Here is a 22828-nt window from a genome sequence, read left to right on the forward strand (position 1 = left end):
TTTACCTTATGCAATAACGCCAAGATCCTTACCGATACGTGTAAACGCCGCCACTGCGCGTTCGATTTGCTCCGGGGTGTGGTCGGCGGACATCTGGGTGCGGATGCGCGCCTGGCCTTTCGGCACCACCGGATAGAAGAAACCGGTCACATAGATGCCTTCCTTGAGCAACGCATTGGCGAATTCCTGCGCCAGCTTCGCCTCGCCCAGCATGACCGGGATGATGGCGTGATCGGCGCCGGCCAGGGTGAAGCCGGCGGCGGTCATTTTTTCGCGGAACAGACGCGCGTTGGCCCACAGGCGATCGCGCAGCGCATCGCCCTCTTCCAACAGTTCCAGCACTTTGATCGACGCGGCGACGATCGCCGGCGCCAGCGAGTTGGAGAACAGGTACGGGCGCGAACGCTGGCGCAGCCACTCCACCACTTCTTTCTTGGCGGCGGTGTAGCCGCCGGACGCGCCGCCCAGCGCCTTGCCTAACGTACCGGTAATGATATCGACGCGGCCCATCACTTCGCAGTATTCATGGGTGCCGCGCCCGTTGGCGCCGACAAAGCCCACCGCGTGGGAGTCATCCACCATCACCAGCGCCTGATACTCGTCCGCCAGATCGCAAACCCCTTTCAGGTTGGCGATCACGCCGTCCATCGAGAACACGCCGTCGGTAGCGATCAGAATGTGGCGCGCGCCGTCGGCTTTGGCCTGTTTCAGCTGCGCGGCCAGCTCGGCCATGTCGTTATTGGCGTAGCGATAGCGCTTGGCCTTGCACAGGCGCACGCCGTCGATGATCGACGCATGGTTCAACGCATCGGAGATAATGGCGTCTTCCGGGCCGAGCAGGGTTTCGAACAGCCCGCCGTTGGCGTCGAAGCAAGAGGAGTACAGGATCGCGTCTTCCATGCCCAAAAAGGCCGCCAGTTTCTGTTCGAGCTGCTTGTGGCTGTCCTGGGTGCCGCAGATGAAGCGCACCGACGCCATGCCGAAACCGTGGCTGTCCATCCCCGATTTGGCGGCAGCGATCAGCGCCGGATGGTTGGCCAGGCCCAGGTAGTTATTGGCGCAGAAGTTGATCACATGGCTGCCGTCGGCAACGGCGATGTCCGCCTGTTGCGCGGAGGTAATGATACGTTCTTCCTTGAACAGCCCTTCACTGCGCGTGGCGGCAAGCTGTTGTTCCAACTGCTGATAAAAAGACGCTGACATTCGGTTATCTCCAGGATTGGGCTAATTGCGGCATATTTTACTGATTTGTAACCAAACTGACGAGAATGCGCGGGAGAGAATATTAAAATTGCAGCAGATATCACGGCAAACGGCGGACTTCAATGGCAATGCGGGATATTCGGAGCCCTTCCGCTGTTTGCCGCGGCATGAAATGCTATGATAACCGCCATTGAGCGTGGGGCATTGTGCCCCACCAGGCAGCTTAGCAGGGGTAACCCAATGATTATCGTTACTGGCGGCGCCGGCATGATCGGCAGCAACATCATTAAGGCACTGAACGACAAGGGATATCGCGATATCCTGGTGGTGGATAACCTGAAAGACGGCACCAAGTTCGTCAACCTGGTCGATCTGGACATCGCCGACTATATCGATAAAGAAGACTTTATCGCCAGCATCGTGGCCGGCGACGATCTGGGCGAGATCGAAGCGGTGTTCCACGAAGGCGCCTGCTCCGCGACCACCGAGTGGGACGGCAAGTACATGATGGACAACAACTATCAGTACTCCAAAGATCTGCTGCACTACTGCCTGGATCGCGAGATTCCGTTCCTGTATGCCTCCTCCGCCGCCACTTACGGCGGCCGCGAAGAGTTTATCGAAGAGCGTCAGTATGAAGCGCCGCTTAACGTGTACGGCTATTCCAAATTCCTGTTCGATCAGTACGTGCGTGAGATCCTGCCGGAAGCGGACTCGCAGATCTGCGGCTTCCGCTACTTCAACGTTTACGGCCCGCGTGAAGGCCACAAAGGCAGCATGGCCAGCGTCGCCTTCCACCTGAACACCCAGATCAACCGCGGCGAAAACCCGAAACTGTTCGCCGGCAGCGAAAACTTCAAGCGTGACTTCATCTACGTCGGCGACGTGGCGGCGGTCAACCTGTGGTTCTGGGAAACCGGCAAATCCGGCATCTTCAACTGCGGCACCGGCCGGGCGGAAACCTTCCAGGCGGTGGCTGACGCGGTGGTGGACTTCCATCAGCAAGGCGCGGTGGAATACATCGAGTTCCCGGAGAAGCTGAAGGGCCGCTATCAGGCGTACACCCAGGCCGATCTGACCAAGCTCCGCGCCGCCGGCTACGACGCACCGTTCAAAACGGTCGCCGAAGGCGTGAAAGAGTACATGGCCTGGTTGAACCGCACCGCATAAGCTGAAGGAATTAACGCTGGGTATGAAAATACTGGTTATCGGCCCTTCTTGGGTTGGCGACATGATGATGTCGCAAAGTCTCTATCGCACCCTGAAGGCCGAATATCCGACGGCGGAGATCGATGTGATGGCGCCGGCCTGGTGCCGCCCGTTGCTGGCGCGCATGCCGGAAGTCAATCAGGCGCTGGCGATGCCGCTGGGCCACGGCGCGCTGGGGCTCGGCGAACGCCGCCGCCTGGGGCGCGCTCTGCGCGCCAACCGTTACGATCGCGCTTACGTTCTGCCCAACTCGTTCAAATCCGCGCTGGTGCCTTTCTTCGCCGATATCCCGCAGCGCACCGGCTGGCGGGGCGAAATGCGCTACGGCCTGCTGAACGACGTGCGCGTGCTCGACAAGGCCGCTTTCCCGCTGATGGTGCAGCGCTATGTGGCGCTGGCCTATGACAAAGGCCGCGTTCAGCGCGCCGACGATCTGCCGCAGCCGCTGCTGTGGCCGCAGCTGCGGGTGAGCGACGAAGAGATCGCCGAAACCACTTCGGCCTTCAACCTGACCGACAGCCGCCCGATCGTCGGCTTCTGCCCAGGCGCGGAGTTCGGCCCCGCCAAGCGCTGGCCGCACTATCACTACGCGGCGCTGGCTCAACGGCTGATCGAGAGCGGCTATCAAATCGCGCTGTTCGGTTCGGCAAAAGACCATGAGGCCGGCGAACAGATCCGCGCCGCGTTGCAGGACGACGCACGCGATTTCTGCCTTAATCTGGCCGGAAAAACCCAGCTGGAGCAGGCAGTGATCCTGATCGCGGCCTGCCGGGCGGTGGTCAGCAACGACTCCGGTTTAATGCATGTTGCCGCAGCGTTGAACAAACCGCTGATAGCCTTGTACGGCCCAAGCAGCCCCGACTTCACGCCGCCGCTTTCCGACAAGGCGCGGGTGATTCGCTTGATCAGCGGCTACCACAAGGTGCGTAAGGGCGATGCCGAACAGGGGTATCACCAAAGTTTGATCGATATTCAGCCGCAGCAAGTGTTGGATGCGCTGACGCCGTTGCTTGTCGCCAGCGAGGAATAGTCATGCAGGTGTTAATCGTAAAAACGTCCTCGATGGGAGACGTGCTGCATACGCTGCCCGCTCTGACCGATGCGCTGCAGGCCATTCCCGATATCCGCTTCGACTGGGTAGTGGAAGAAGGTTTCAGCCAAATCCCCACCTGGCATCCGGCGGTGGATCGCGTGATCCCGGTGGCCATTCGCCGCTGGCGCAAAAACTGGTTCGGCAGCGACACCCGACAGCAGCGCTGCGACTTCAAGCGCGCGCTGCAAGAACGCCGTTACGACGTGGTGATCGACGCGCAGGGCCTGATGAAAAGCGCCGCGCTAATCACCCGCGTCGCCAAAGGCAACAAACATGGTCCGGACTGTAAAAGCGCTCGCGAGCCGTTCGCCAGCTGGTTCTACAACGTGCGCCATGAGATAGACAAACGGCAGCACGCAGTGGAACGCACGCGCGAGCTGTTCGCCAAAAGCCTCGGCTACGATAAACCGGGCAGCTACGGCGACTATGCCATCGCCGCGCGCTTTCTCAGCCGCCCGCCGGTCGATGCCGGGCAATATCTGGTGTTTTTGCACGCGACGACCCGCGACGACAAGCATTGGCCGGAGCAGAACTGGCGCGAGCTGATCGCGCTGACGGCCGACAGCGGGCTGAAGATCAAACTGCCCTGGGGGGCAGAGCATGAACATCAGCGCGCGCTGATGTTGGCGGAAGGTTTTCCACATGTCGAGGTGCTGCCGAAGCTCAGCCTGCAGCAGGTGGCTGAGGTGCTGGCGGGCGCCAGGGGCGTGGTCTCGGTCGACACCGGGCTCAGCCATTTGACCGCCGCGCTCGATAAACCGAACATCACGCTGTTTGGGCCGACCGATCCCGGCCTGATCGGCGGCTACGGGCAAAATCAGCACTCGCTGATTTCGCCGGAAAAAAGCATGGCGACAATCGACGCCGATACGGCATGGCAGGCGTTGCAAAAGGTTATAGCATGAAAAAACTGCACATTATCAACCTGGGTAAAATGGGCGGCGTCGAGCGCCTGTTCCTGCAGTACATCAACGATACCACCGACGGCAGCAACCAGGTCCTGTGCATCAGCGGCGACATCGGCGAGGAGATCCGCCGCCAGTTGCCGGCGCACCAGCCCGTCACCTTCGCCAACCGCCTGATCAATGCGCTGCCGCTGCGCTGCCCGCAGTTCCTGCGAAAATTTCTGTTGAAGTGGAAAATCGAGCGGGCCAACGCCGACGTGGTGATCGTCTGGGACCTGGTGCCGGGGCTGGCGGCCAAACCCAAGCGCGGCAAACTGATTTACTACGATCACGGCTGCTCCTGGCGTTACCCCAAGAATAAAAAGACGCTGCGTTTCTTCGCCATGCTGGACGGCGTGATTTCCGCCTCACACGCCTCGAAGCGGGTGATGGAGCTGCGCTTTAATCTGCCTTGCCCAAACCACGTGGTGATCAACCGCATCAAGACGCCGGCGGGGATCGACAACACGCCGAAAACGCTGTCGCAGCCGATCAGAATCGGCACCGCCTCACGCCTGGTCAGCCTGAAAGGCATCAGCGTTTCATTATTGATGATGCAGGAACTGCTGCGACGCGGGCATGACGTCACGCTGGAAGTGGCCGGCAAAGGGCCGGATCGCGCGGCGTTCGAGGCGCTGGCGGCTCGGCTCCAGCTCGGCGATCGCGTCACTTTCAGCGGTTACCAGGATGACGTCGCCGGCTTCTTCAATCGCACGCACATTTACATGAGCACACCGATCACCGAGCCGTTCGGCTTGTCCTGCATGGAATCGCTCTATTTCGGCGTGCCGGTCATCTTCCCGCAGGTTGACGGCCAGCCGGAAGCGGTGAAAGACGGCGTCTGCGGCATTGGCCTGGTTCCGTCGGTCACCATCGAACAACACCGGCAGCTCACCGATATCGAGGTCGACTTCCCGCATGAAGTCTACGACCCGTTAACCGACAGCCTGGTGTCGCCCAAGCTGTTGTCGCATATCGACTGCGCGGATGCCGTTGAGACATTGCTGGCGGGCGAAACCTACCAGACGTTGAGCCGAAACGCGCAGCGCTATCCTGCTGAACATTTCAACTATGCTCAGTTCAAAGCTGAGTTTGACGACACGCTGCGATCCTTCATCGTTTAATCAACACGTGAGCCGGAAAACACGCCCGATGCTAAAACAAAAAACGCCGCACCCTGCCTTCAGTTATCTGATTTATCTGGGATGTGCCATCGCTTTTTGCACCATTCCTTTCGGTTCCGCGACCGGACGCAATCTGTTTTACGTTTCCAGCTACATCGCCTTTATCGCCGTTTGCCTGTATCCGCGCTACTACTTCAGCAACGTTAAAAATCTGCTGTTGCCCGCGCTGATGTTCTGCGTCGGCATGGGCACCATCCTGTGGATGCATCATTTCAAACAGCCGGGCGAATATATCAATGTTTATCGTTCCTATATGTCGACCGGCAAACTGCAGCTCGCGACCGCTTTCATTTTGCTGATTGCGCTCAATGAACGGCTGTGCGTGCAGCGCCTGCTGATCGTCGTGGCCCTCGTTACCGGTTTGGCGGTCAACGGCTATTCTCTCTATCAGGGATTGCGGCTGGATATTCCTCGTGTGGAGCTCAACTTCGATCGCGCCACGGTCGCTGCCTATCTGATGACCGCCATCGATCTGGTGATGATGCAAGCCATCCTGATGCTGCGCACCCGCTACCGCCTGGTGCTGTACATTGCGGCGTTCCTGCTTTCCTTCTCTGCGCTGGTGCTGACCGGCACCCGCGCGGCGATGCTGGTTTACCCTGTGGCGATTTGTCTGTCGCTGCTGGCGACCAAGCATCTGGTTTCCAGGAAACACAAGCTCGCGTTGGTGGCCTCGGTACCGCTGCTGCTCGTAGCCTGCGGCCTGGTGTTCAAACCGCAGATAGAAGAACGCATTCAGGCCTTTGAGACCGACATGCGTCTGATGGATCAGCCACAGACTGAAAACTCGATCATTTCCCGACTGTCGATGCAAACGCTGGCATGGCGTACCGGCTCACAAGCTCCTTGGGGTCAATCCGCCGAGCAGCGCGGTGAAGAGATCCGCGCCATCGTCGCGCAGCAACCTCGCCTGTCTGGCGTCATGCCTTACATCAACGTGCACCTGCATAACGAGCTGCTGGAGACCTATTCGCTCAAGGGGGTTTGGGGGGCGTTGCTGTTGCTGGCGCTGTATGTCGGCCTGTTCTTCTCTTCATTCCGGCCGCAGCGCAACGCGCTGCTGCTGAGCGTGAGCGCCAGCCTGTTCGTTTACGGCCTCAGCGACGTCATCTTCTTCAGCACGGAAGGCACCGTCATGTTCTGTCTGGCGCTGATCGCCGCCGTGCTCTCCGTGGCGAAACCGCCTTCCGCCCAGGAGCAGACCGCGTGAAAACTCATCAGCCACCGCTGCTCAGCGTTATCGTGCCGTTTTACAATAACGAAGCGTTCGTCATCGCTGCGCTGGATTCGTTATTTACACAGATTTCTGATGAGATTGAGGTGGTGATCATCGACGATGGCTCTACCGATGCGTCAGGGGCGCTGGTCAGCCGGTATCTGGCGCAGCGGCAGCATCCGCACGTGGCTTTTATTTCACAGGCCAACGGCGGCATTGCGCACGCCCGCAATGTCGGCCTGCAGCATGCAACCGGGCGCTATCTCACCTTTCTCGACGGCGACGATCTGCTGAGCGACGACTATCTGGCGATCCTGCGGCCCCTGCTGATCGCCGATGAATATGACCTGATCGATTTTAATTATCAGAAGTTCACCGAACAACCGCCGAAACCCGAGAACCGCGCGACGCAGCCCGTAGCCTACGACTTTTCCTCGTTGGGGCTGGGCAGCCTGCAACCGCTGTTTGCACGCTCGATGTGGCATCTCTGGAGCCGGGTATATAAGCGCACGCTGCTGGCAGGGGAAACGTTCGAAGACGGCAGACGCTATGAAGACGTGATTTTCACGCCTTTTCAGTATTTCAAAACTCGCCGCATCGCCCATCTTGACTGCGAACTCTATTTCTACCGGGATAACAGCCAGGGCATCACCCGCAATATCAAACCCAAAGATATTGAAGATTTGCTGTTCGCCATGGAGAAGATGCTGCGCTATGTGGCGCAGCATCCTGGGGATGAGCCGCTGCGCCGGTTGGCCGCCCTGATGCTGGCCAACTGCTTTTCCGAGGTGAAAAGCATGTCGAAGGCGGTGTACGGTTATTATCATTACGCGCCGGCAACGCTGCAAATTCTGCGCCGCGCCGCCGCTGTCTGCCGCAACAGCGACGTGCCGGGCAAAAAAGTCCGCCAGATGCGCTATGCGCGAGTGGATACCTTTCTTTCGAAGCTGCGCGGGCGCAAACCACGCTAACCGCATCGGCCTGGCGGCCGATGCGTCGCCGCACCTCTAGCGCGCTAAAGGCACGTGCGCGACCAGTTCGTCATAAATCCGCTGCGGCTGAATGACCCCCATCGGGCTTTCCGCCTCCAGCGGCATCGTATAGCCGGTGCGCGACACCTGAATGATGCGGTGCAGTTCAGGATCCTGAATCGGCCCGGTGGAGCGTGAATCGGCGGTCACGAACAGGCTGATGGTTTTCACCTTCAACGCCACCGCCAGATGCAGCGGCCCGGTGTCGCCGGTGACCAGAACATGGAAACTGTCGATCAACGTCAGCAAGCCTTGCAGTCCCGTTTTACCGATCTGATTATCCACGCAGGCCTGCGTTTGCGGGCCAATCAGGCTCATAAACTGTTGGGCCTTGCCGTCGTCAAGCGGTGCGCCAATCAGCACGATGCGCACATTGGGGTGCTTCGCCACCAGCTCATCGGCCAGGCGCGCATAGTGCGACACCGGCCAGCAACGCGACTCCGTCGATGCCCCCAGTTGAAAACCAATGGTGGGATGGTCGCTGCTTTTGACGCCGCGCTGATAGTCCACGGGAATTTCCATCGTCGGATCGTCGCTGCGGCAGCCCAAAATGGAAATCAGCTCCAGTTTGCGGCGCACGAAATGGCCGTAATAATGGAAGATATAGTTGGTTAACCAAGGTTCCAGCCCGCAAATGCCCGAGCTGTAGTTATCCCTGATGATATACTTTGCCCCCGCCATGACGGCGCTGATGATGTCATAAGGCAGGTGAGAGTGCAGGATCAGCGCCAAATCCGGCTGATGTTCGCGCAGCGATTTCAGCAATGGGCGTATTGTCTTGATCTTGCTGTCCCAATACACCACGCGATCGTAATAGCGGCCGTTTTCCACCAGTTCGCGGTTTTTCTTGTGCACCACCAGCGTGATGTGCGCGTTGGGATAGCGTTCCCTCATCGCCCTCAGTGCCGGCGTGTTGAACATGAAGTCGCCCAACGCCGTGGTGGAATAGATGACGATATTGTCAAACTGCTGGGCGCCGTCGAACGTCGCCTTGTCCTGAAAACGGCCGTACTTCGCCGTATAGCGCCGCAAAAACCAGTCGGCAACCTTAATTTTCCATTTCTTCGACATGTGCGTGCTTAGTTCGCTTTAAGTTGATAATACTCGGCCAGCGTCATGCCCACCGTGCGCTGCTGCAGCCAGTCAAACAGCTGCTCCAGATCGCGGTACAGCACTTCGATATCCTGCTCGGTTTTGAACGTCGGGCTGCCGCCCGGCATAAACTCGGAGGAGTGCAGCATAAACTCGACGTAGTCATGCCCCTGCGCCAACGACGTCTCGGCCACGCTGATCATCTTGGCCACGTTGCCGCCACTCGGCCGCAGCCAGTTGACGGACGGCGAACGCCGCTTGCCGCGCAGCCGATCATAGCCCTGCTTGAACGCATTCATCAGCGCCGAATGCTTGTACTGGATGCTCATCGGCACTTCCAGCAGCGACGAAGCGCCCGGCTTGGCGATGTTCTGCGGATCGATGAAATAGGCGTGCGACGGGAACCGGCTGTAATCGGTACCGCCGTCGCCCTGCGGGTTGCCCGGCGAAAACTGCCAGTTGACCCGCGGCGTCACTGAACAATCCACCTGATAGCCGTATTCCAGCAGCAGTGAGGCATAGTATTCGTTGAACGCCCAACGGCCGGCGCGATGGCTGAGCATTTTAGTCTGGAAGGCGTCCTCCAGCAGTTTGGTCATGTGGTCGACCTTGGCGCGTATCTGATCGGCGGGATACTCGATCAAATAAGGCTTGTGGCGCCAGTCGTCATCGGTGAGCGGCGTCAGCGGCGGGCTGTTCCAGGCGTGCAGATGCATGCCGACTTCACCGGCGCCGCGGGCGATCACGTCACGCGCGAACTCGACGTAAGCCGGATCCATCGCCATTTCATAGTTGGTGAGATAAACCGGCTTGAAGGCATATTTCTCGCACAGCGCCTGAAAGCGCGGCAAGAAACGCGTGTTTTCGGTCGCGATGCGATCGTGGTTTTGCCACAGATTATCGCCTTCGGTATCAATGGTGATGAGAAACGCCGGTTTAGTCATGAATATCGAACCTGATATCAACAGAATACGCTATGTTACGCAGGCCGTTTCGCCAGGGCAAACGACTTTGCTGCCTGGTTTGGACAACGTTGAAGCGCATTCGTCCCTGCTCCGGCGATTTTTTTGCGGCTCGGCAAGAAAACCGAGCAACAGTAGCCACATGCGATCGGGTCATTTAGAATCAAAGATTGGTTTCCCAGAAAGCGACTCATGATGAACGACGCGCCAGCCCTAACTTCCGCCCCATCCGTACAGCGTATTTTGATCATAAAACTGCGCCACCACGGCGATATGCTGCTGGTCACGCCGGTCATCAGCAGCCTGCGGCAAAACTACCCGCAGGCCCGGATCGATGTGCTGCTGTATCAGGAAACGCAGGAGATGCTGGCCAGTAATCCGGAACTGTCGACCCTGTTCGCCATCGATCGCCAATGGAAAAAACAGGGTGCCCGCGCTCACCTCGGCCATGAGCTGGCGCTGCTGCGCCGCCTGAAGGCGCAGCGCTACGATCTGGTGGTCAATCTGGCCGATCAGTGGCGCAGCGCCATCATCACGCGCCTGACCGGCGCGCGCATCCGTTTGGGCTTCGATTTCCCCAAACGCCGCGGCTTCCTGTGGCACCACTGCCACACGCAGCTGGTGCCGGTAGACAATCACGCCCACTTGCATACCGTCGAACAAAATCTCTCGTTGCTGGCGCCGCTGAACCTGCCTGCGCTCAATGAACATGTCACCATGAGTTATGATCCGCAGGATTGGCAGACCTGTGAGCAACTGTTGCAGAAACAGGGCGTCGCCGGCAGTTATATTGTGGTGCAGCCCACCTCGCGCTGGTTCTTCAAATGCTGGAGCGAAGAGAAAATGGCCGCCACCCTCACCGCCTTGCAGGCCGACGGCCACCAGTTGGTGATCACCTCCGGCCCCGACGCCAGAGAAAAAGCCATGGTCGAGCGCATTTTGGCGCTCTGCCCGCCGCAGGGCGTAATCTCGTTGGCCGGCCAGCTGACGCTGCGCCAACTGGCCGCCCTGATTGACCACGCCAAGCTGTTTATCGGCGTGGATTCGGTGCCGATGCATATGGCCGCCGCGCTGCAAACGCCGTGCGTGGCGCTGTTCGGCCCTTCCAAGCTGACTTTCTGGCGGCCATGGCAGGCTACCGGCGCCGTGATCTGGGCCGGCGACTTCGGCGAACTGCCCGATCCGGACGCTATTGATACCGGCACCGATGAACGGTATCTCGACCTCATTCCTACAGACGCGGTGATTGCAGCCGCGCGGAGCACGCTGGCATGAAAGCATTTCGTTTGGCGATCGTTCGCCAAAAATACCGCCCGGACGGCGGAGCCGAACGTTTCGTTTCCCGCGCCCTGGAGGCGCTGGAGCAACAGGATCTCGATCTGAACGTCATCACTCGCGAATGGCAGGGTGACGCCAATCCAAACTGGCATATTCACCTGTGTAACCCGTTGAAACTCGGCCGCATCAGTCGCGAACGGGGCTTCGCCGTGGCGGCCAGGGCGCTGTGGCAGAAAGAGCGCTTCGATCTGGTGCAAAGCCACGAGCGCATTCCCGGCTGCGATATCTACCGCGCCGGCGACGGCGTACACCGCCGCTGGCTGCTGCAACGCGCACGGCTGCTGCCGGAGTGGCGCCGCAAATGGCTGTTTTCCAACCGTTATCACCGCTATGTGATGTGCGCCGAGCGCGCCATGTACGCCGCACCGGAGCTGAAAGCCGTCATCTGCAACGCCGAGATGATCAAACGGGAAATCATCGCCGACTTTGGCGTGCCCGCCGACAAAATCACGGTGATCTATAACGCCATCGACAATCAAAAGTTCCCGCCCGCCGACGAGGCCCAGCGCCGACGCCTGCGTGAGCAATATCAGATCCCGCAACAGGCGCACTGCCTGATCTTCGTCGGCTCCGGTTTCGAGCGCAAAGGGCTGGCCGCTGCCATCCGCGCCGTGGCGGCGACCGACAGCCACCTCTTGGTGGTTGGTAAAGACAAAGCCGAAAAGCGTTACCGGGCGCTGGCGCAGTCGCTGGGCTGCGGCGATCGCATTCACTTTATGGGCGTGCAGAAGCAGACTCTGCCGTTCTATCAGGCCGCGGATGCGCTGCTGCTGCCGACGCTGTACGATCCGTTCCCCAATGTGATTCTGGAAGCGATGTCCTGCGGCCTGCCGGTTGTCACCAGCACCACCTGCGGCGGCGCCGAGTTTATCACCCCGGGCCAGAACGGCTTCGTGACCGACGCGCTCGACGTGCCGGCCATCACGGAAGCCATTCGGGCGCTGCCGCGCCAGGCGCTGGGATCCTCCATGGGCGAAGCGGCAAGATTGCGCATTATGACGGCTACGCCGGCGCATCTCTCCGAACAGCTCATTTCCCTCTATAACCGGTTACTGGATTAGCTATGCGTATTCTGATGATCATCGATGGCCTGCCGGGAGGCGGCGCGGAAAAAGTGGTGCTGACCCTGTGTCAAGGCATGCAGCAACTGGGGCATGAAGTCAGTCTGATCTCGCTGCGTGACGTCTGCAATTACCCTATCCCGTCAGGCATCGATTATCAGGTGGTGGCCGATCGCAGCCGTGCCCCCTGGCGCAAACTGACCGAGCTGTCGCGCCGCGCCGCCGCGCTGGATCGGGCGATAGCCGAACACGAGCGCCAACACGGCGCGTTCGATCTGGTGTTCTCCAACCTGCACAAAACCGATCGCATCGTCAGCCGCAGCAAGCGGCTGGCTTCGGATCGCCTGTGGTTCTGCATTCACGGCATTCTCTCCACCTCCTACCTCGGCCACCGCAAAGGCCTGGATCGCTGGCTCAAGCAACGTAAAATAGCCAACGTTTACCAGGGGAGAAATATCGTCGCCGTTTCACAGGCGGTCGGCGGCGATCTGCAGCAGAATTTGCCGATCCGCCCGCGTCGGCTGGCGGTCATCAATAACCCGTTCGACATCGACGCCATCCGGCAACAGGCGGCGGCACCTTGCGAACTGGCCGGTCAGGACTATCTGGTGCACGTCGGCCGCTTTCACGCCACCAAGCGGCATGACCGCCTGCTGAAAGCCTATGCGCAATCCGGCATTCAGGCGCCGCTGGCTTTGATCGGCACCGGGGATGACGCCCGCGTCGCCGAGGTCAAGCGTCTGGCGGCAGACTTGGGTATCGCAGAGCGCGTGCTGTTCCTCGGCTTCCAGGCCAATCCCTATCCGTTTATCCGCCATGCCTCGCTGTTGGTACTCAGCTCCGATAGCGAAGGGTTTGGCAATGTGCTGGTAGAATCGCTGTTGTGCGGCACACCGGTGGTCAGCACCCGCTGTCCGGGCGGCCCTGCGGAAATTCTGGAAAAAGCCGGCATGGCTAACGCGTTGGCGGAATTAAACGAAGCGTCGCTGGCAGAAAAAATGGCGGAAATTTACGCCAATCCGCCGCAGATAAATCAACAGCAATTGCTGAGCTATGGGCTGGAGCCTATTTGCCGTCAATATATTGAGCTGAAAGAAAAATAATAAAGAAATAAATAAGGCAGGTGATACCTGCCTTATTTTCTTCGCTAGCTTAGCGCCTGCATTTTCTGCCAAACCTCATCGACAGAAACATCTTCACAGTGCCCCGACTCACTCTGCAAAATATGATGACGGCCGGTCCATGGATGCCAGGACGTTTTATCGGTATCGCCAAAGAACACCACCATATCCTTATTCAGCGCGGCGGCAAGATGCATCTGCCCGCCATCGCTGCACAGCACCCGGTCGCATAAATCGAACCCGCCCAACAGCTCGCGCACCGAGGCCGTCGGATAAAGCGCGACGCGTTCGTTTTGGCACAGCGCCAACAGCTGTTCTGCGCGCTGCTGATCGCCGATGTCGTCCGGCGCCAGCGTGCCCTGCGGCGACCAGAAGATCAGCACGCCGGTGCGGGGATCGGCGGTCAGGCGGTTGATGATTTCGGCATAGCGTTCAACCGGCCAGCGCCTTTTCGGGCTACGGCTGCTGATATGCACGGCGCAAACCCGTTCGACCGACGGCAGGCGTTCCTGCAGCCGCTGCGCCGCCAGCTGCCGCTCTTCCGGCGTCAGGAATACCCGCACCGGCGGGATCGGAATGGTTTGATCGGTTATCGCCGATAAATAGCTGTAGGTGTGTTCGACCTGATGTAGACCGCGGAAATCGTCTTTGCGGAACGGGCGCTGAATATCTTTCGTGCCCAAATCGGCGCCGATGATATGGCTGGCGCCGGCCATTTTCGCTAAACGCAGGCTGTATTTGCAAGGCACCGGGTTGGCCAGAATGACCGCATCGAACTTTATTTTGCGCAGCTTCAGGAAAATCATCAGACGTTCGAAATAAACGCCCAACGTCGTTTCATTTTTCGCCTTATGCTTGGCCTTTTTATAGACAAAGACTTTCTCGAGATGAGGGTTGTTTTTAACGACGTCCTGGCTGACTTTATTGATCAGCAGATAAACTTTTGCGTCTGGATAGGCAATTTTCACCCCTTCAATCAGAGGCGTGGTGCAAACAAGATCGCCGATGTTGTCGCGGCGAATAATTAAAATATTCTTCATTCCGAGCCTATCGGCGAAATCGCTCGCCGGTTGTCTGAAACTGACACCCAAGGTTACCAAATTAGCGCCTTTCCCTTCCAGTTATGGTACTATTCCGAATAACCCATATAAATGAAATTGATAGAATGTTGCTGCGTTTATATCAGGTACTACTCTACCTCATCCAACCCCTGATCTGGCTCCGCTTACTGCTGCGCAGCCGCAAAGCTCCAGCCTACCGTAAACGCTGGGCGGAACGCTATGGCTTCTGCGCCGGGAAAGTCGTGCCGGGCGGCATTATGCTGCATTCCGTCTCCGTCGGCGAAACGCTGGCGGCCATCCCGCTGGTGCGGGCGCTGCGCCATCGTTACCCCGCTTTGCCGATAACTGTGACCACAATGACCCCGACAGGTTCAGAACGCGTCCAGTCCGCTTTCGGCAAAGACGTGCATCATGTCTATCTGCCCTACGATCTGCCCGGTTCCATGAACCGCTTCCTCGACCAGGTGAATCCCAAGCTGGTGATCATCATGGAAACCGAGCTATGGCCTAACCTGATCAACGCGCTGCATCAGCGGCAAATCCCCCTGGTGATCGCCAATGCGCGCCTGTCGGCGCGATCCGCCGCCGGCTATAAGAAAATTGGCGGATTCATGCGCGATATGCTGCGCCGCATTACGCTGATCGCCGCACAGAACCAGGAAGACGGCGATCGTTTTATCGAACTGGGCCTGAAACGCTCGCAGCTGGCCGTTACCGGCAGCCTGAAATTCGATATCTCCGTCACCCCGGAACTGGCCGCCCGCGCCGTTACGCTGCGCCGCCAATGGGCGCCGCGCCGCCCGGTGTGGATCGCCACCAGCACCCATGAAGGCGAAGAAACCATCCTGATCGAAGCGCACCGCAAGCTGCTGGAAAAACACCCCGACCTGCTGCTGATCCTGGTGCCGCGTCACCCGGAACGCTTCCCGACCGCCAAGGAGCTGGTACAGAAGGCCGGCTTCAGCTACACCCTGCGCAGCAGCGGCGAAATCCCGTCCGGCAGCACCCAGGTGGTGATCGGCGATACCATGGGCGAACTCATGCTGCTGTACGGCATCGCCGATCTGGCCTTTGTCGGCGGCAGCCTGGTGGAACGTGGCGGCCATAACCCGCTGGAAGCCGCCGCCCACGCCATCCCGGTGCTGATGGGCCCGCACACCTTCAACTTTAAAGACATCTGCGCCAAGCTTTCGCAGGCCGAAGGCCTGATCACCGTGACCGACGTGGATTCGCTGGTAAAGGAAGTGGCAACCCTGTTGACCGACGAAGATTACCGCCGTTACTACGGCCGCCATGCGGTGGAAGTGTTGTATCAGAATCAGGGAGCGTTGCAGCGCCTGCTGCAGCTGCTGGAACCGCACCTGCCGCCCCGGAGTCACTGAATGAGCAGCCGCAAAAGCCTGTCGGTGGTGATGATCGCCAAAAACGAAGCCGGGCTGTTGCCGGACTGTCTGCGCTCGGTCGAGTGGGCCGATGAAATCATTGTGCTGGACTCCGGCAGCGAAGACGACAGCGTCCCCGTCGCCGAAAGCCTGGGCGCCAAAGTCTTCACGCACACCGACTGGCAAGGGTTTGGCAAGCAGCGTCAGCTGGCGCAAAGCTACGCCAGCCATGACTACGTTTTGATGATCGATGCCGACGAACGCGTCACCCCTGAACTGCGACAATCCATCGAACAGGTGTTGAACGCGCCGGACGACGGCGCCGTCTACAGCTGCGCGCGGCGCAACCTGTTCCTTGGCCGCTTCATGCGCCACAGCGGCTGGTATCCCGATCGCGTCAACCGCCTGTACGCCAACCAACGCTATCGCTATAACGACGATCTGGTGCACGAGTCGCTGAACATCGGCGATGCCAAAGTGATCCCCCTCAGTGGCGATATGCTGCACCTGACCTGCCGCGACTTCTTCGCCTTTCAGCGCAAACAGCTGCGCTATGCCGAAGAGTGGGCCACACAGCGCCACCGGGCCGGCAAGCGTTGCGGCTATCTGTCCATCCTGACCCACACGCTCGGCGCCTTCGTCAAAACCTGGCTGCTGCGGGCCGGCTTCCTCGACGGTAAACAGGGGTTGCTGTTAGCGGTGGTCAACGCGCAATATACCTTCAATAAATATGCCGCATTATGGGCATTGGGCCGCAACTACTCAGAGAAGTGAATCATGACCAGCAAAGCCATCTATCCCGGGACGTTCGATCCCATGACCAACGGCCACCTGGATTTAGTGACGCGCGCGTCGCTGATGTTCGATCACGTGATTCTGGCCATCGCCGCCAGCCCGAGCAAAAAGCCGCTGTTCAGCCTGGATGAGCGTGTGGCGCTGGCGACGCAGGTCACCTCGCATCTGGACAATGTGGAAGTACTGGGCTTCAGCGAGCTGATGGCGCATTTCGCCGCTCACCAGAATGCCAATATCCTGGTGCGTGGCCTGCGGGCGGTGTCTGACTTTGAGTACGAACTGCAGCTGGCGAACATGAACCGCCATTTGATGCCGACGCTGGAAAGCGTGTTCCTGATGCCTTCCGAAGAGTGGTCGTTCATCTCCTCCTCACTGGTGAAGGAGGTCGCCCGCCACGGCGGCGATATCGCGCCTTTCCTGCCCGATGTGGTCACTCAGGCGCTGATGGCGAAGCTCGCCGCCGCGTGATGCTCAGCGCTGGCAGCGTCGGCAAAAGAAGGTGCTGCGCTGCCCGTGCTTGGCGGATTCAATCGGCGTGCCGCATGTGCGGCACGGTTCTCCCGCCCGCCCGTAAACCTGCAGCTCCTGCGCGAAGTACCCCGGTTTCCCATCCGACTGCAAAAAGTCGCGCAACGTGGTGCCGCCCTGCTCGATGGAGCGTTGCAACACCGCCTTGATGGTCTTCGCCAACAGCGCAGCTTCGGCTTTGGTCAAGGATCCCGCCGGACGATCGGGCAGGATCCCGGCGCTGAACAGCGATTCACTGGCGTAAATGTTACCGACCCCGACCACCAGCTTGTTATCCATCAGCCACGGTTTGATCAGCGTGCGCTTATTACGTGATTTTTCATACAGGTAGTCGCCGTTGAACGCCTCACTCAGCGGTTCCGGCCCCAGATGCGCCAACACGCTGCTGGTCGCCAGGTCTTCGCACCACAGCCAGGCGCCGAAGCGGCGCGGATCGGTATAGCGTAGGATCATACCGTTGTTGATAACCAGATCGACGTGGTCGTGTTTGCCGGCTTCGTCTTCGTTTTCCTCACGCAGCATGCGCAAGCTGCCCGACATGCCCAGATGCACGATAATCCAACCGCGCTCCAGCTCAATCAGCAGGTATTTGGCCCGACGCTGCACGCTGAGCACCGGCTGATCGCTCAGCGTCAGGATCTGCTCGGAAACCGGCCAGCGCAGGCGCGCGTTGCGCACCACCGCATACTGAATGCTGTGGCCGACAAGATAAGGCTCTATACCGCGTCTGCTCGTCTCAACTTCCGGTAATTCAGGCATCTGGCTTCCCCTCCGATGTTTTCTACCCTTTATAAAACAAAAAACCCGGCCAAGGCCGGGTTTTTCATTAATCCACTAAAATTATTTAATTTTAGCTTCTTTGTATACTACGTGCTGACGGACAACTGGATCGAATTTCTTCAGTTCCAATTTTTCCGGCTTAGTACGCTTGTTCTTCGTGGTGGTATAGAAGTGACCAGTACCAGCAGAAGAAACCAGCTTGATCTTCTCGCGAACACCTTTAGCCATGATTCAGTTCCTTAATACTTCTCACCACGGGCACGCAGATCGGCCAGAACCGTCTCAATACCCTTCTTATCGATAACACGCATACCTTTAGCAGATACACGCAGAGTTACAAAGCGCTTCTCAGCCTCAACCCAAAAACGGTGTGAGTGCAGGTTAGGCAGAAAACGGCGTTTGGTCGCGTTCATTGCGTGGGAACGGTTGTTACCGCTCACCGGGCGCTTGCCAGTAACTTGGCAGACTCGGGACATGTCTATTCTCCAAAAATCAAATCAGCTCGAGCTTCGTATAGGGTATGGCCGCCTCGTCAGGCTTTTAGAGCCCATCTCAGCAAACTTCATACTGAGGAGACTCTCGTCATCAGGTAGAAACCACACATCAGGTCAGAAACCTGCTGAGATAGGCTCTTGCGCCAAACCCAAGATTCTCAAAGGTGGCGTAGTATACGCTCTGAAGCGTAAGTGCTCAAGTCCCGAACAGCTAAAGATCCCACAAGGATCGCGAAAAAATCGCTTAAAGCCATCCGCGCTCGGCAAAAGAGACGCATTCACCCCGACCGATCACCAAATGATCGAGCACTCGGATCTCCAATAACTGGCAGGCTTTCACCACCTGTTCAGTTATCAAACGGTCGGCATGACTGGGTTCAGCCTTACCCGAGGGGTGATTATGCGCGAGAATCAGCGCGGCGGCATTAGCCTTCAACGCTTCACGCACAATTTCTCTCGGGTAGACGACGACGCTGCTGATGGTACCAGCAAACATCTCCTGATGGCGAATAACCCGATGCTGATTGTCTAAAAACAATACCAAAAAGACCTCTCGCTCACGATGCGCCAGCAGGCTTTGCAGATAATGCTGGGTGACGCGCGGGTTGAGCATGGCGTTTTCCTGCGAGAGATGGCTGGAAAAGAAGCGAAGCGCCAGCTCGGCAATCGCCTGCAGCTGCGTATAGCTGGCGTCGCCCAGGCCTTTTTGACTGCAAAACGCCTGATGATCGGCCGACATCAGGTGGTAAAGCGAGCCGAACCGGAGCAGCAGCTGCTCCGCCAGCTGCATCACGTGCACGCCGGGCAACCCGGTGCGCAAGAAAATGGCCAACAGCTCCGCGTCGGACAGCGCCGCAGCCCCCTGCATCAACAGCTTTTCACGCGGCGCCAGCGCGCCCGGCCAGCACGCCACAGTCGGGTTGCTCATCGTGTTCCTCCCTGAAAGGACTACAGCATGCCATGCGCCACCCGGCGCGTTCGACAGGTGTTTGATAACATTGCGAAGTGTTTCGCAAAGCACAATGTAACGCCCTGCAGCCATTGCGGAATCGCTCACCTGAACGGCGGATATGCTAAAATGGCGCATCTTTCGGCTTTCAATCGGACAATGATGATGACGGGACTTTCCGGCAAGCATATTGTGCTTGGCATCAGCGGCGGCATCGCCGCCTACAAATGCCCAGAGCTGGTGCGCCGCCTGCGCGACAGGGGCGCGGAAGTGCGCGTGGTGATGACCCACGCCGCCAAGGCGTTCATTACGCCGCTGACGCTGCAGGCCGTTTCCGGCCACCCGGTGTCCGACGATCTGTTGGATCCCGCCGCCGAAGCCGCCATGGGACACATCGAACTCGGCAAATGGGCGGATCTGGTGATTCTGGCGCCGGCGACCGCCGATCTGCTGGCGCGCGTCGCCGCCGGCATGGCCAACGATCTGCTGACTACCGTCTGCCTGGCGACCGACGCCCCTATCGCCGCCGCCCCCGCCATGAACCAGCAGATGTATCGCGCCGCCGCCACGCAGGCCAACCTGCAAACGCTGCAGACGCGCGGCATGCTGCTCTGGGGGCCGGACAACGGCAGCCAGGCCTGCGGCGACGTCGGCCCGGGCCGCATGCTGGATCCGCTGGACATCGTCGAGCTGGCGAACGGTCATTTCTCCGCCCCGCAGGATCTGCAACATTTGCAGGTTATGATCACCGCCGGCCCGACGCGCGAAGCGCTGGATCCGGTACGCTTCATCAGCAATCACAGCTCCGGCAAAATGGGCTTCGCCATTGCCCGCGCCGCCGCCGCCCGCGGCGCGCAGGTGACGCTGATCGCCGGGCCGGTGAGCCTGCCGACGCCGCCGAAGGTCACACGCGTAGACGTCACCAGCGCGCTGGAGATGGAACAGGCGGTGCAACAGCGCGCCGCGCAGCAGCAGATTTTCATCTCCTGCGCCGCCGTAGCCGACTACCGTCCCGAGCGGATCGCCGATGAAAAAATAAAAAAACAGGGTGATGAAATCGTCCTCAAGATGGTAAAAAACCCCGATATCGTCGCCGGCGTGGCGGCGATGACCAAAAATCGACCGTTTGTCGTGGGGTTTGCCGCCGAAACCCAGAATGTGGAAGAATACGCGCGGCAAAAACTGGCGCGTAAGAAGCTGGATTTGATTTGCGCTAACGATGTATCGCTTGCAGAGCACGGGTTCAACAGCGACACCAATGCCCTGCACCTTTTTTGGCAGGATGGAGAGAAACGCCTGGCGCTGAGCGACAAGGCACTCCTTGGCCAACGTTTAATAGACGAGATAGTCAGCCGTTATGATGAAAAAAATCGACGTTAAGATCCTCGACCCGCGCATCGGTCAGGATTTCCCGCTACCGACCTACGCCACGCCGGGCTCCGCCGGTCTCGACCTGCGCGCCTGCCTGGACAGCGCGGTGGAGCTGGCGCCGGGTGAAACCACGCTGCTGCCTACCGGTCTCGCGATCCATGTCGCCGACGCCGGCCTGGCGGCGGTGATCCTGCCGCGCTCAGGCCTGGGCCATAAGCACGGCGTCGTGCTGGGCAATCTGGTCGGCCTGATCGACTCCGATTATCAGGGCCAGCTGATGGTGTCCGTCTGGAACCGCGGCCAGAAGTCATTCACTATCGAACCGGGCGAACGCATCGCGCAGATGGTCTTCGTGCCGGTGGTACAGGCCGAGTTCAACCTGGTGGAAGAGTTCGACAGCAGCGAGCGCGGCGAAGGCGGCTTCGGCCACTCGGGGCGCCACTAAGCGCCACCCAATGCACGATGGCCGGCAGGGAAACGTCGCCTGAACCTTGCCTTTCCGGGGAGAAGGATGTCTCTGCGGCAAGGTTTTACCGCGACAATTGCAGCGCACACCAGGCAGCGCGGAAAAAGGCCGTTAAGGCCGCTGACCCCAGCATCGTAAAAAAGCTATCACATAAGCCGCACAGAGCCTGCTCTGCAGCGGCCGGTGCCCGGGTTTCCGTCAGTTAAGTTTTAGCAAGGGTCTAATCAGACATGGCAGAAAAAGAAAATACGAAAAGGAATCGGCGCGAGGAAATATTGCAGGCGTTAGCCCAGATGCTGGAATCCAGCGACGGCAGCCAGCGCATTACCACCGCCAAGCTCGCCGCGAACGTGGGTGTTTCTGAAGCTGCGCTGTACCGGCATTTCCCCAGCAAGACACGGATGTTCGACAGTCTGATCGAGTTTATCGAAGACAGCCTGATCACTCGCATCAACCTGATCTTGCAGGACGAGAAAGAGACGTTTAATCGTCTGCGCCTGATTTTACTGCTGATTCTGGGCTTTGCGGAACGCAACCCGGGGCTGACGCGCATCATGACCGGCCACGCGCTGATGTTTGAACAGGATCGCCTGCAGGGTCGCATCAACCAGCTGTTCGAACGCATCGAGGCGCAGCTGCGTCAGGTGCTGAAAGAGCGCAAATTGCGCGAAGGCAAAGGCTTCATCGTCGATGAAACGCTGTTGGCCAGCCAGTTGCTGGCCTTCTGCGAAGGCATGTTGTCGCGCTATGTGCGTTCGGAATTCCGCTATCGCCCAACGCAGGAATTCGACGCCCGCTGGCCGCTGTTGGCGGCACAGCTGCAATAACGAAAACGCCGGGCATGCCCGGCGTTGTTATTTATACCCCGTACTGCTCGCGGTAAGCGCGCACCGCCGCCAGGTGGTCCGCCATTTCCGGTTTCTCTTCCAGATAAGCGATCAGGTCCTTCAGCGTCACGATCGAAATCACCTTGCAGTGGTAGTCGCGTTCCACTTCCTGAATGGCGGAGATGTCCGCGCGGCCGCGTTCCTGGCGGTCGAGGGAGATCAGCACGCCCGCCAACGAAGCGCCGCTGGCGCCGATGATTTCCATCGACTCACGGATCGCGGTGCCGGCGGTGATCACATCGTCCACCAGCATCACGCGGCCCTGCAGCGGGCTGCCCACCAGCGAACCGCCCTCGCCGTGGGTTTTGGCTTCCTTGCGGTTAAAGCAGTAAGGCACGTCGCGCTCATGGTGTTCCGCCAGCGCCACCGCCGTGGTGGTGGCGATAGGAATGCCTTTATAGGCCGGGCCAAACAGCAGATCAAAATCGATGCCGGAATCCATCAGGGCTTCGGCGTAGAAGCGCCCCAACAGCGCAAGATCGCGCCCGGTATTAAACAGGCCGGCGTTGAAGAAATACGGGCTGGTGCGGCCGGATTTCAGGGTGAACTCGCCGAATTTCAATACCTGCTTGTTAAGCGCGAACTCGATAAACTGGCGCTGATAGGCTTTCATTACTGCTTCTCCTCGTCTGAATCTGCTTGGGTCTTATCATTACTGCCG

General features: G+C 59.1%; 24 protein-coding genes. 15 read left to right on the forward strand and 9 right to left on the reverse strand.

The window, feature by feature from the left end; all coding sequences use genetic code 11:
• Positions 1-6: 6 nt before the first annotated feature.
• Positions 7-1203 (reverse strand): glycine C-acetyltransferase, encoded by a 1197-nt coding sequence (kbl, locus tag IMX17_RS22890; protein ID WP_033645197.1) that lies wholly within the window; start codon positions 1201-1203, stop codon positions 7-9.
• Positions 1204-1443: 240 nt separating this feature from the next.
• Here kbl and rfaD point away from each other — a divergent pair, with 240 nt between their 5' ends.
• The 6 genes from rfaD to IMX17_RS22920 are packed head-to-tail and all read left to right on the forward strand — an operon-like array spanning position 1444 to position 7820.
• Entirely contained in the window at positions 1444-2373 is a 930-nt protein-coding gene (gene rfaD, locus IMX17_RS22895) for an ADP-glyceromanno-heptose 6-epimerase (RefSeq protein WP_033645196.1), read from the forward strand.
• Between the two features lie 22 nt (positions 2374-2395).
• Complete coding sequence (rfaF, locus tag IMX17_RS22900) at positions 2396-3442, forward strand: ADP-heptose--LPS heptosyltransferase RfaF (protein ID WP_033645195.1); 1047 nt, start codon at positions 2396-2398, stop codon at positions 3440-3442.
• Between the two features lie 2 nt (positions 3443-3444).
• Positions 3445-4410: a lipopolysaccharide heptosyltransferase RfaC gene (gene rfaC / locus IMX17_RS22905; protein ID WP_182265749.1), complete on the forward strand. Its 966-nt coding sequence runs from the start codon at positions 3445-3447 to the stop codon at positions 4408-4410.
• Positions 4407-5573 (forward strand): glycosyltransferase, encoded by a 1167-nt coding sequence (locus IMX17_RS22910; RefSeq protein ID WP_182265750.1) that lies wholly within the window; start codon positions 4407-4409, stop codon positions 5571-5573. Before rfaC ends, IMX17_RS22910 begins: the two co-directional genes overlap by 4 nt.
• Before the next feature lie 28 nt (positions 5574-5601).
• Positions 5602-6843 carry an O-antigen ligase gene (locus tag IMX17_RS22915; RefSeq protein WP_182265751.1) on the forward strand — a complete coding sequence of 414 codons (1242 nt, stop codon included), beginning with the start codon at positions 5602-5604 and terminating at the stop codon, positions 6841-6843.
• Positions 6840-7820 carry a glycosyltransferase gene (locus IMX17_RS22920; RefSeq protein ID WP_182265752.1) on the forward strand — a complete coding sequence of 327 codons (981 nt, stop codon included), beginning with the start codon at positions 6840-6842 and terminating at the stop codon, positions 7818-7820. Before IMX17_RS22915 ends, IMX17_RS22920 begins: the two co-directional genes overlap by 4 nt.
• Before the next feature lie 36 nt (positions 7821-7856).
• Here IMX17_RS22920 and IMX17_RS22925 read toward each other — a convergent pair whose 3' ends face one another.
• Positions 7857-8951, reverse strand: a complete 1095-nt coding sequence (locus tag IMX17_RS22925; protein WP_094142253.1) for a glycosyltransferase family 9 protein — start codon at positions 8949-8951, stop codon at positions 7857-7859.
• Between the two features lie 8 nt (positions 8952-8959).
• Positions 8960-9916 (reverse strand): polysaccharide deacetylase family protein, encoded by a 957-nt coding sequence (locus IMX17_RS22930; RefSeq protein ID WP_182265753.1) that lies wholly within the window; start codon positions 9914-9916, stop codon positions 8960-8962.
• Positions 9917-10126: 210 nt separating this feature from the next.
• Here IMX17_RS22930 and rfaQ point away from each other — a divergent pair, with 210 nt between their 5' ends.
• From rfaQ to IMX17_RS22945, 3 genes are read left to right on the forward strand one after another with little or no spacing between them, the layout of a single operon-like run.
• Positions 10127-11209, forward strand: a complete 1083-nt coding sequence (rfaQ, locus tag IMX17_RS22935; protein WP_193550253.1) for a putative lipopolysaccharide heptosyltransferase III — start codon at positions 10127-10129, stop codon at positions 11207-11209.
• The gene (locus IMX17_RS22940; protein ID WP_094142249.1) at positions 11206-12333 is read left to right on the forward strand and encodes a glycosyltransferase family 4 protein; all 1128 of its coding nucleotides are present in this window, start codon (positions 11206-11208) and stop codon (positions 12331-12333) included. The genes rfaQ and IMX17_RS22940 overlap by 4 nt, the downstream gene beginning before the upstream one ends.
• 2 nt (positions 12334-12335) lie before the next feature.
• A complete protein-coding gene (locus tag IMX17_RS22945; protein WP_193550254.1) occupies positions 12336-13436 on the forward strand; it encodes a glycosyltransferase in 1101 nt (366 codons plus the stop codon).
• Between the two features lie 44 nt (positions 13437-13480).
• Here the strand turns inward: IMX17_RS22945 and IMX17_RS22950 are convergent, their stop codons facing one another.
• Positions 13481-14494 (reverse strand): glycosyltransferase family 9 protein, encoded by a 1014-nt coding sequence (locus IMX17_RS22950; RefSeq protein ID WP_182265756.1) that lies wholly within the window; start codon positions 14492-14494, stop codon positions 13481-13483.
• Positions 14495-14619: 125 nt separating this feature from the next.
• On the opposite strand from IMX17_RS22950, the gene waaA reads away from it, so the two are divergent.
• From waaA to coaD, 3 genes are read left to right on the forward strand one after another with little or no spacing between them, the layout of a single operon-like run.
• A complete protein-coding gene (gene waaA, locus IMX17_RS22955) occupies positions 14620-15897 on the forward strand; it encodes a lipid IV(A) 3-deoxy-D-manno-octulosonic acid transferase (protein ID WP_182265757.1) in 1278 nt (425 codons plus the stop codon).
• Positions 15898-16671: a glycosyltransferase family 2 protein gene (locus IMX17_RS22960; protein ID WP_182265758.1), complete on the forward strand. Its 774-nt coding sequence runs from the start codon at positions 15898-15900 to the stop codon at positions 16669-16671. It begins immediately after the preceding gene.
• Positions 16672-16674: 3 nt separating this feature from the next.
• Positions 16675-17160, forward strand: a complete 486-nt coding sequence (gene coaD / locus IMX17_RS22965) for a pantetheine-phosphate adenylyltransferase (protein WP_033645183.1) — start codon at positions 16675-16677, stop codon at positions 17158-17160.
• A gap of 3 nt (positions 17161-17163) precedes the next feature.
• On the opposite strand, the gene mutM is transcribed toward coaD, so the two are convergent.
• The 4 genes from mutM to radC all read right to left on the reverse strand — a co-directional run bounded on the left by mutM (position 17164) and on the right by radC (position 19422).
• Positions 17164-17979, reverse strand: a complete 816-nt coding sequence (gene mutM, locus IMX17_RS22970; protein ID WP_047025862.1) for a bifunctional DNA-formamidopyrimidine glycosylase/DNA-(apurinic or apyrimidinic site) lyase — start codon at positions 17977-17979, stop codon at positions 17164-17166.
• Between the two features lie 81 nt (positions 17980-18060).
• Complete coding sequence (gene rpmG, locus IMX17_RS22975; protein ID WP_002442576.1) at positions 18061-18228, reverse strand: 50S ribosomal protein L33; 168 nt, start codon at positions 18226-18228, stop codon at positions 18061-18063.
• 11 nt (positions 18229-18239) lie between these two features.
• Positions 18240-18476, reverse strand: coding sequence for a 50S ribosomal protein L28 (rpmB, locus tag IMX17_RS22980; protein WP_004931195.1), 237 nt, complete (start codon positions 18474-18476; stop codon positions 18240-18242).
• Positions 18477-18738: 262 nt separating this feature from the next.
• Complete coding sequence (radC, locus tag IMX17_RS22985) at positions 18739-19422, reverse strand: DNA repair protein RadC (RefSeq protein ID WP_182265759.1); 684 nt, start codon at positions 19420-19422, stop codon at positions 18739-18741.
• 183 nt (positions 19423-19605) lie between these two features.
• Between radC and coaBC the strand changes: the two genes are divergently transcribed.
• From coaBC to slmA, 3 genes are all read left to right on the forward strand, one after another.
• On the forward strand, positions 19606-20823 hold the full coding sequence (gene coaBC / locus IMX17_RS22990) for a bifunctional phosphopantothenoylcysteine decarboxylase/phosphopantothenate--cysteine ligase CoaBC (RefSeq protein ID WP_182265770.1): 1218 nt from the start codon (positions 19606-19608) through the stop codon (positions 20821-20823).
• The gene (gene dut, locus IMX17_RS22995; RefSeq protein ID WP_182265760.1) at positions 20801-21259 is read left to right on the forward strand and encodes a dUTP diphosphatase; all 459 of its coding nucleotides are present in this window, start codon (positions 20801-20803) and stop codon (positions 21257-21259) included. The genes coaBC and dut overlap by 23 nt, the downstream gene beginning before the upstream one ends.
• A 251-nt stretch (positions 21260-21510) precedes the next feature.
• Positions 21511-22107: a nucleoid occlusion factor SlmA gene (gene slmA / locus IMX17_RS23000; RefSeq protein WP_025304700.1), complete on the forward strand. Its 597-nt coding sequence runs from the start codon at positions 21511-21513 to the stop codon at positions 22105-22107.
• Positions 22108-22138: 31 nt separating this feature from the next.
• Here the strand turns inward: slmA and pyrE are convergent, their stop codons facing one another.
• Entirely contained in the window at positions 22139-22780 is a 642-nt protein-coding gene (gene pyrE, locus IMX17_RS23005; RefSeq protein ID WP_004931204.1) for an orotate phosphoribosyltransferase, read from the reverse strand.
• Between the last annotated feature and the right edge of the window lie 48 nt (positions 22781-22828).

The sequence above is a fragment of the Serratia sp. X3 genome (assembly GCF_014982455.1).
Classification (GTDB): domain Bacteria; phylum Pseudomonadota; class Gammaproteobacteria; order Enterobacterales; family Enterobacteriaceae; genus Serratia; species Serratia ureilytica.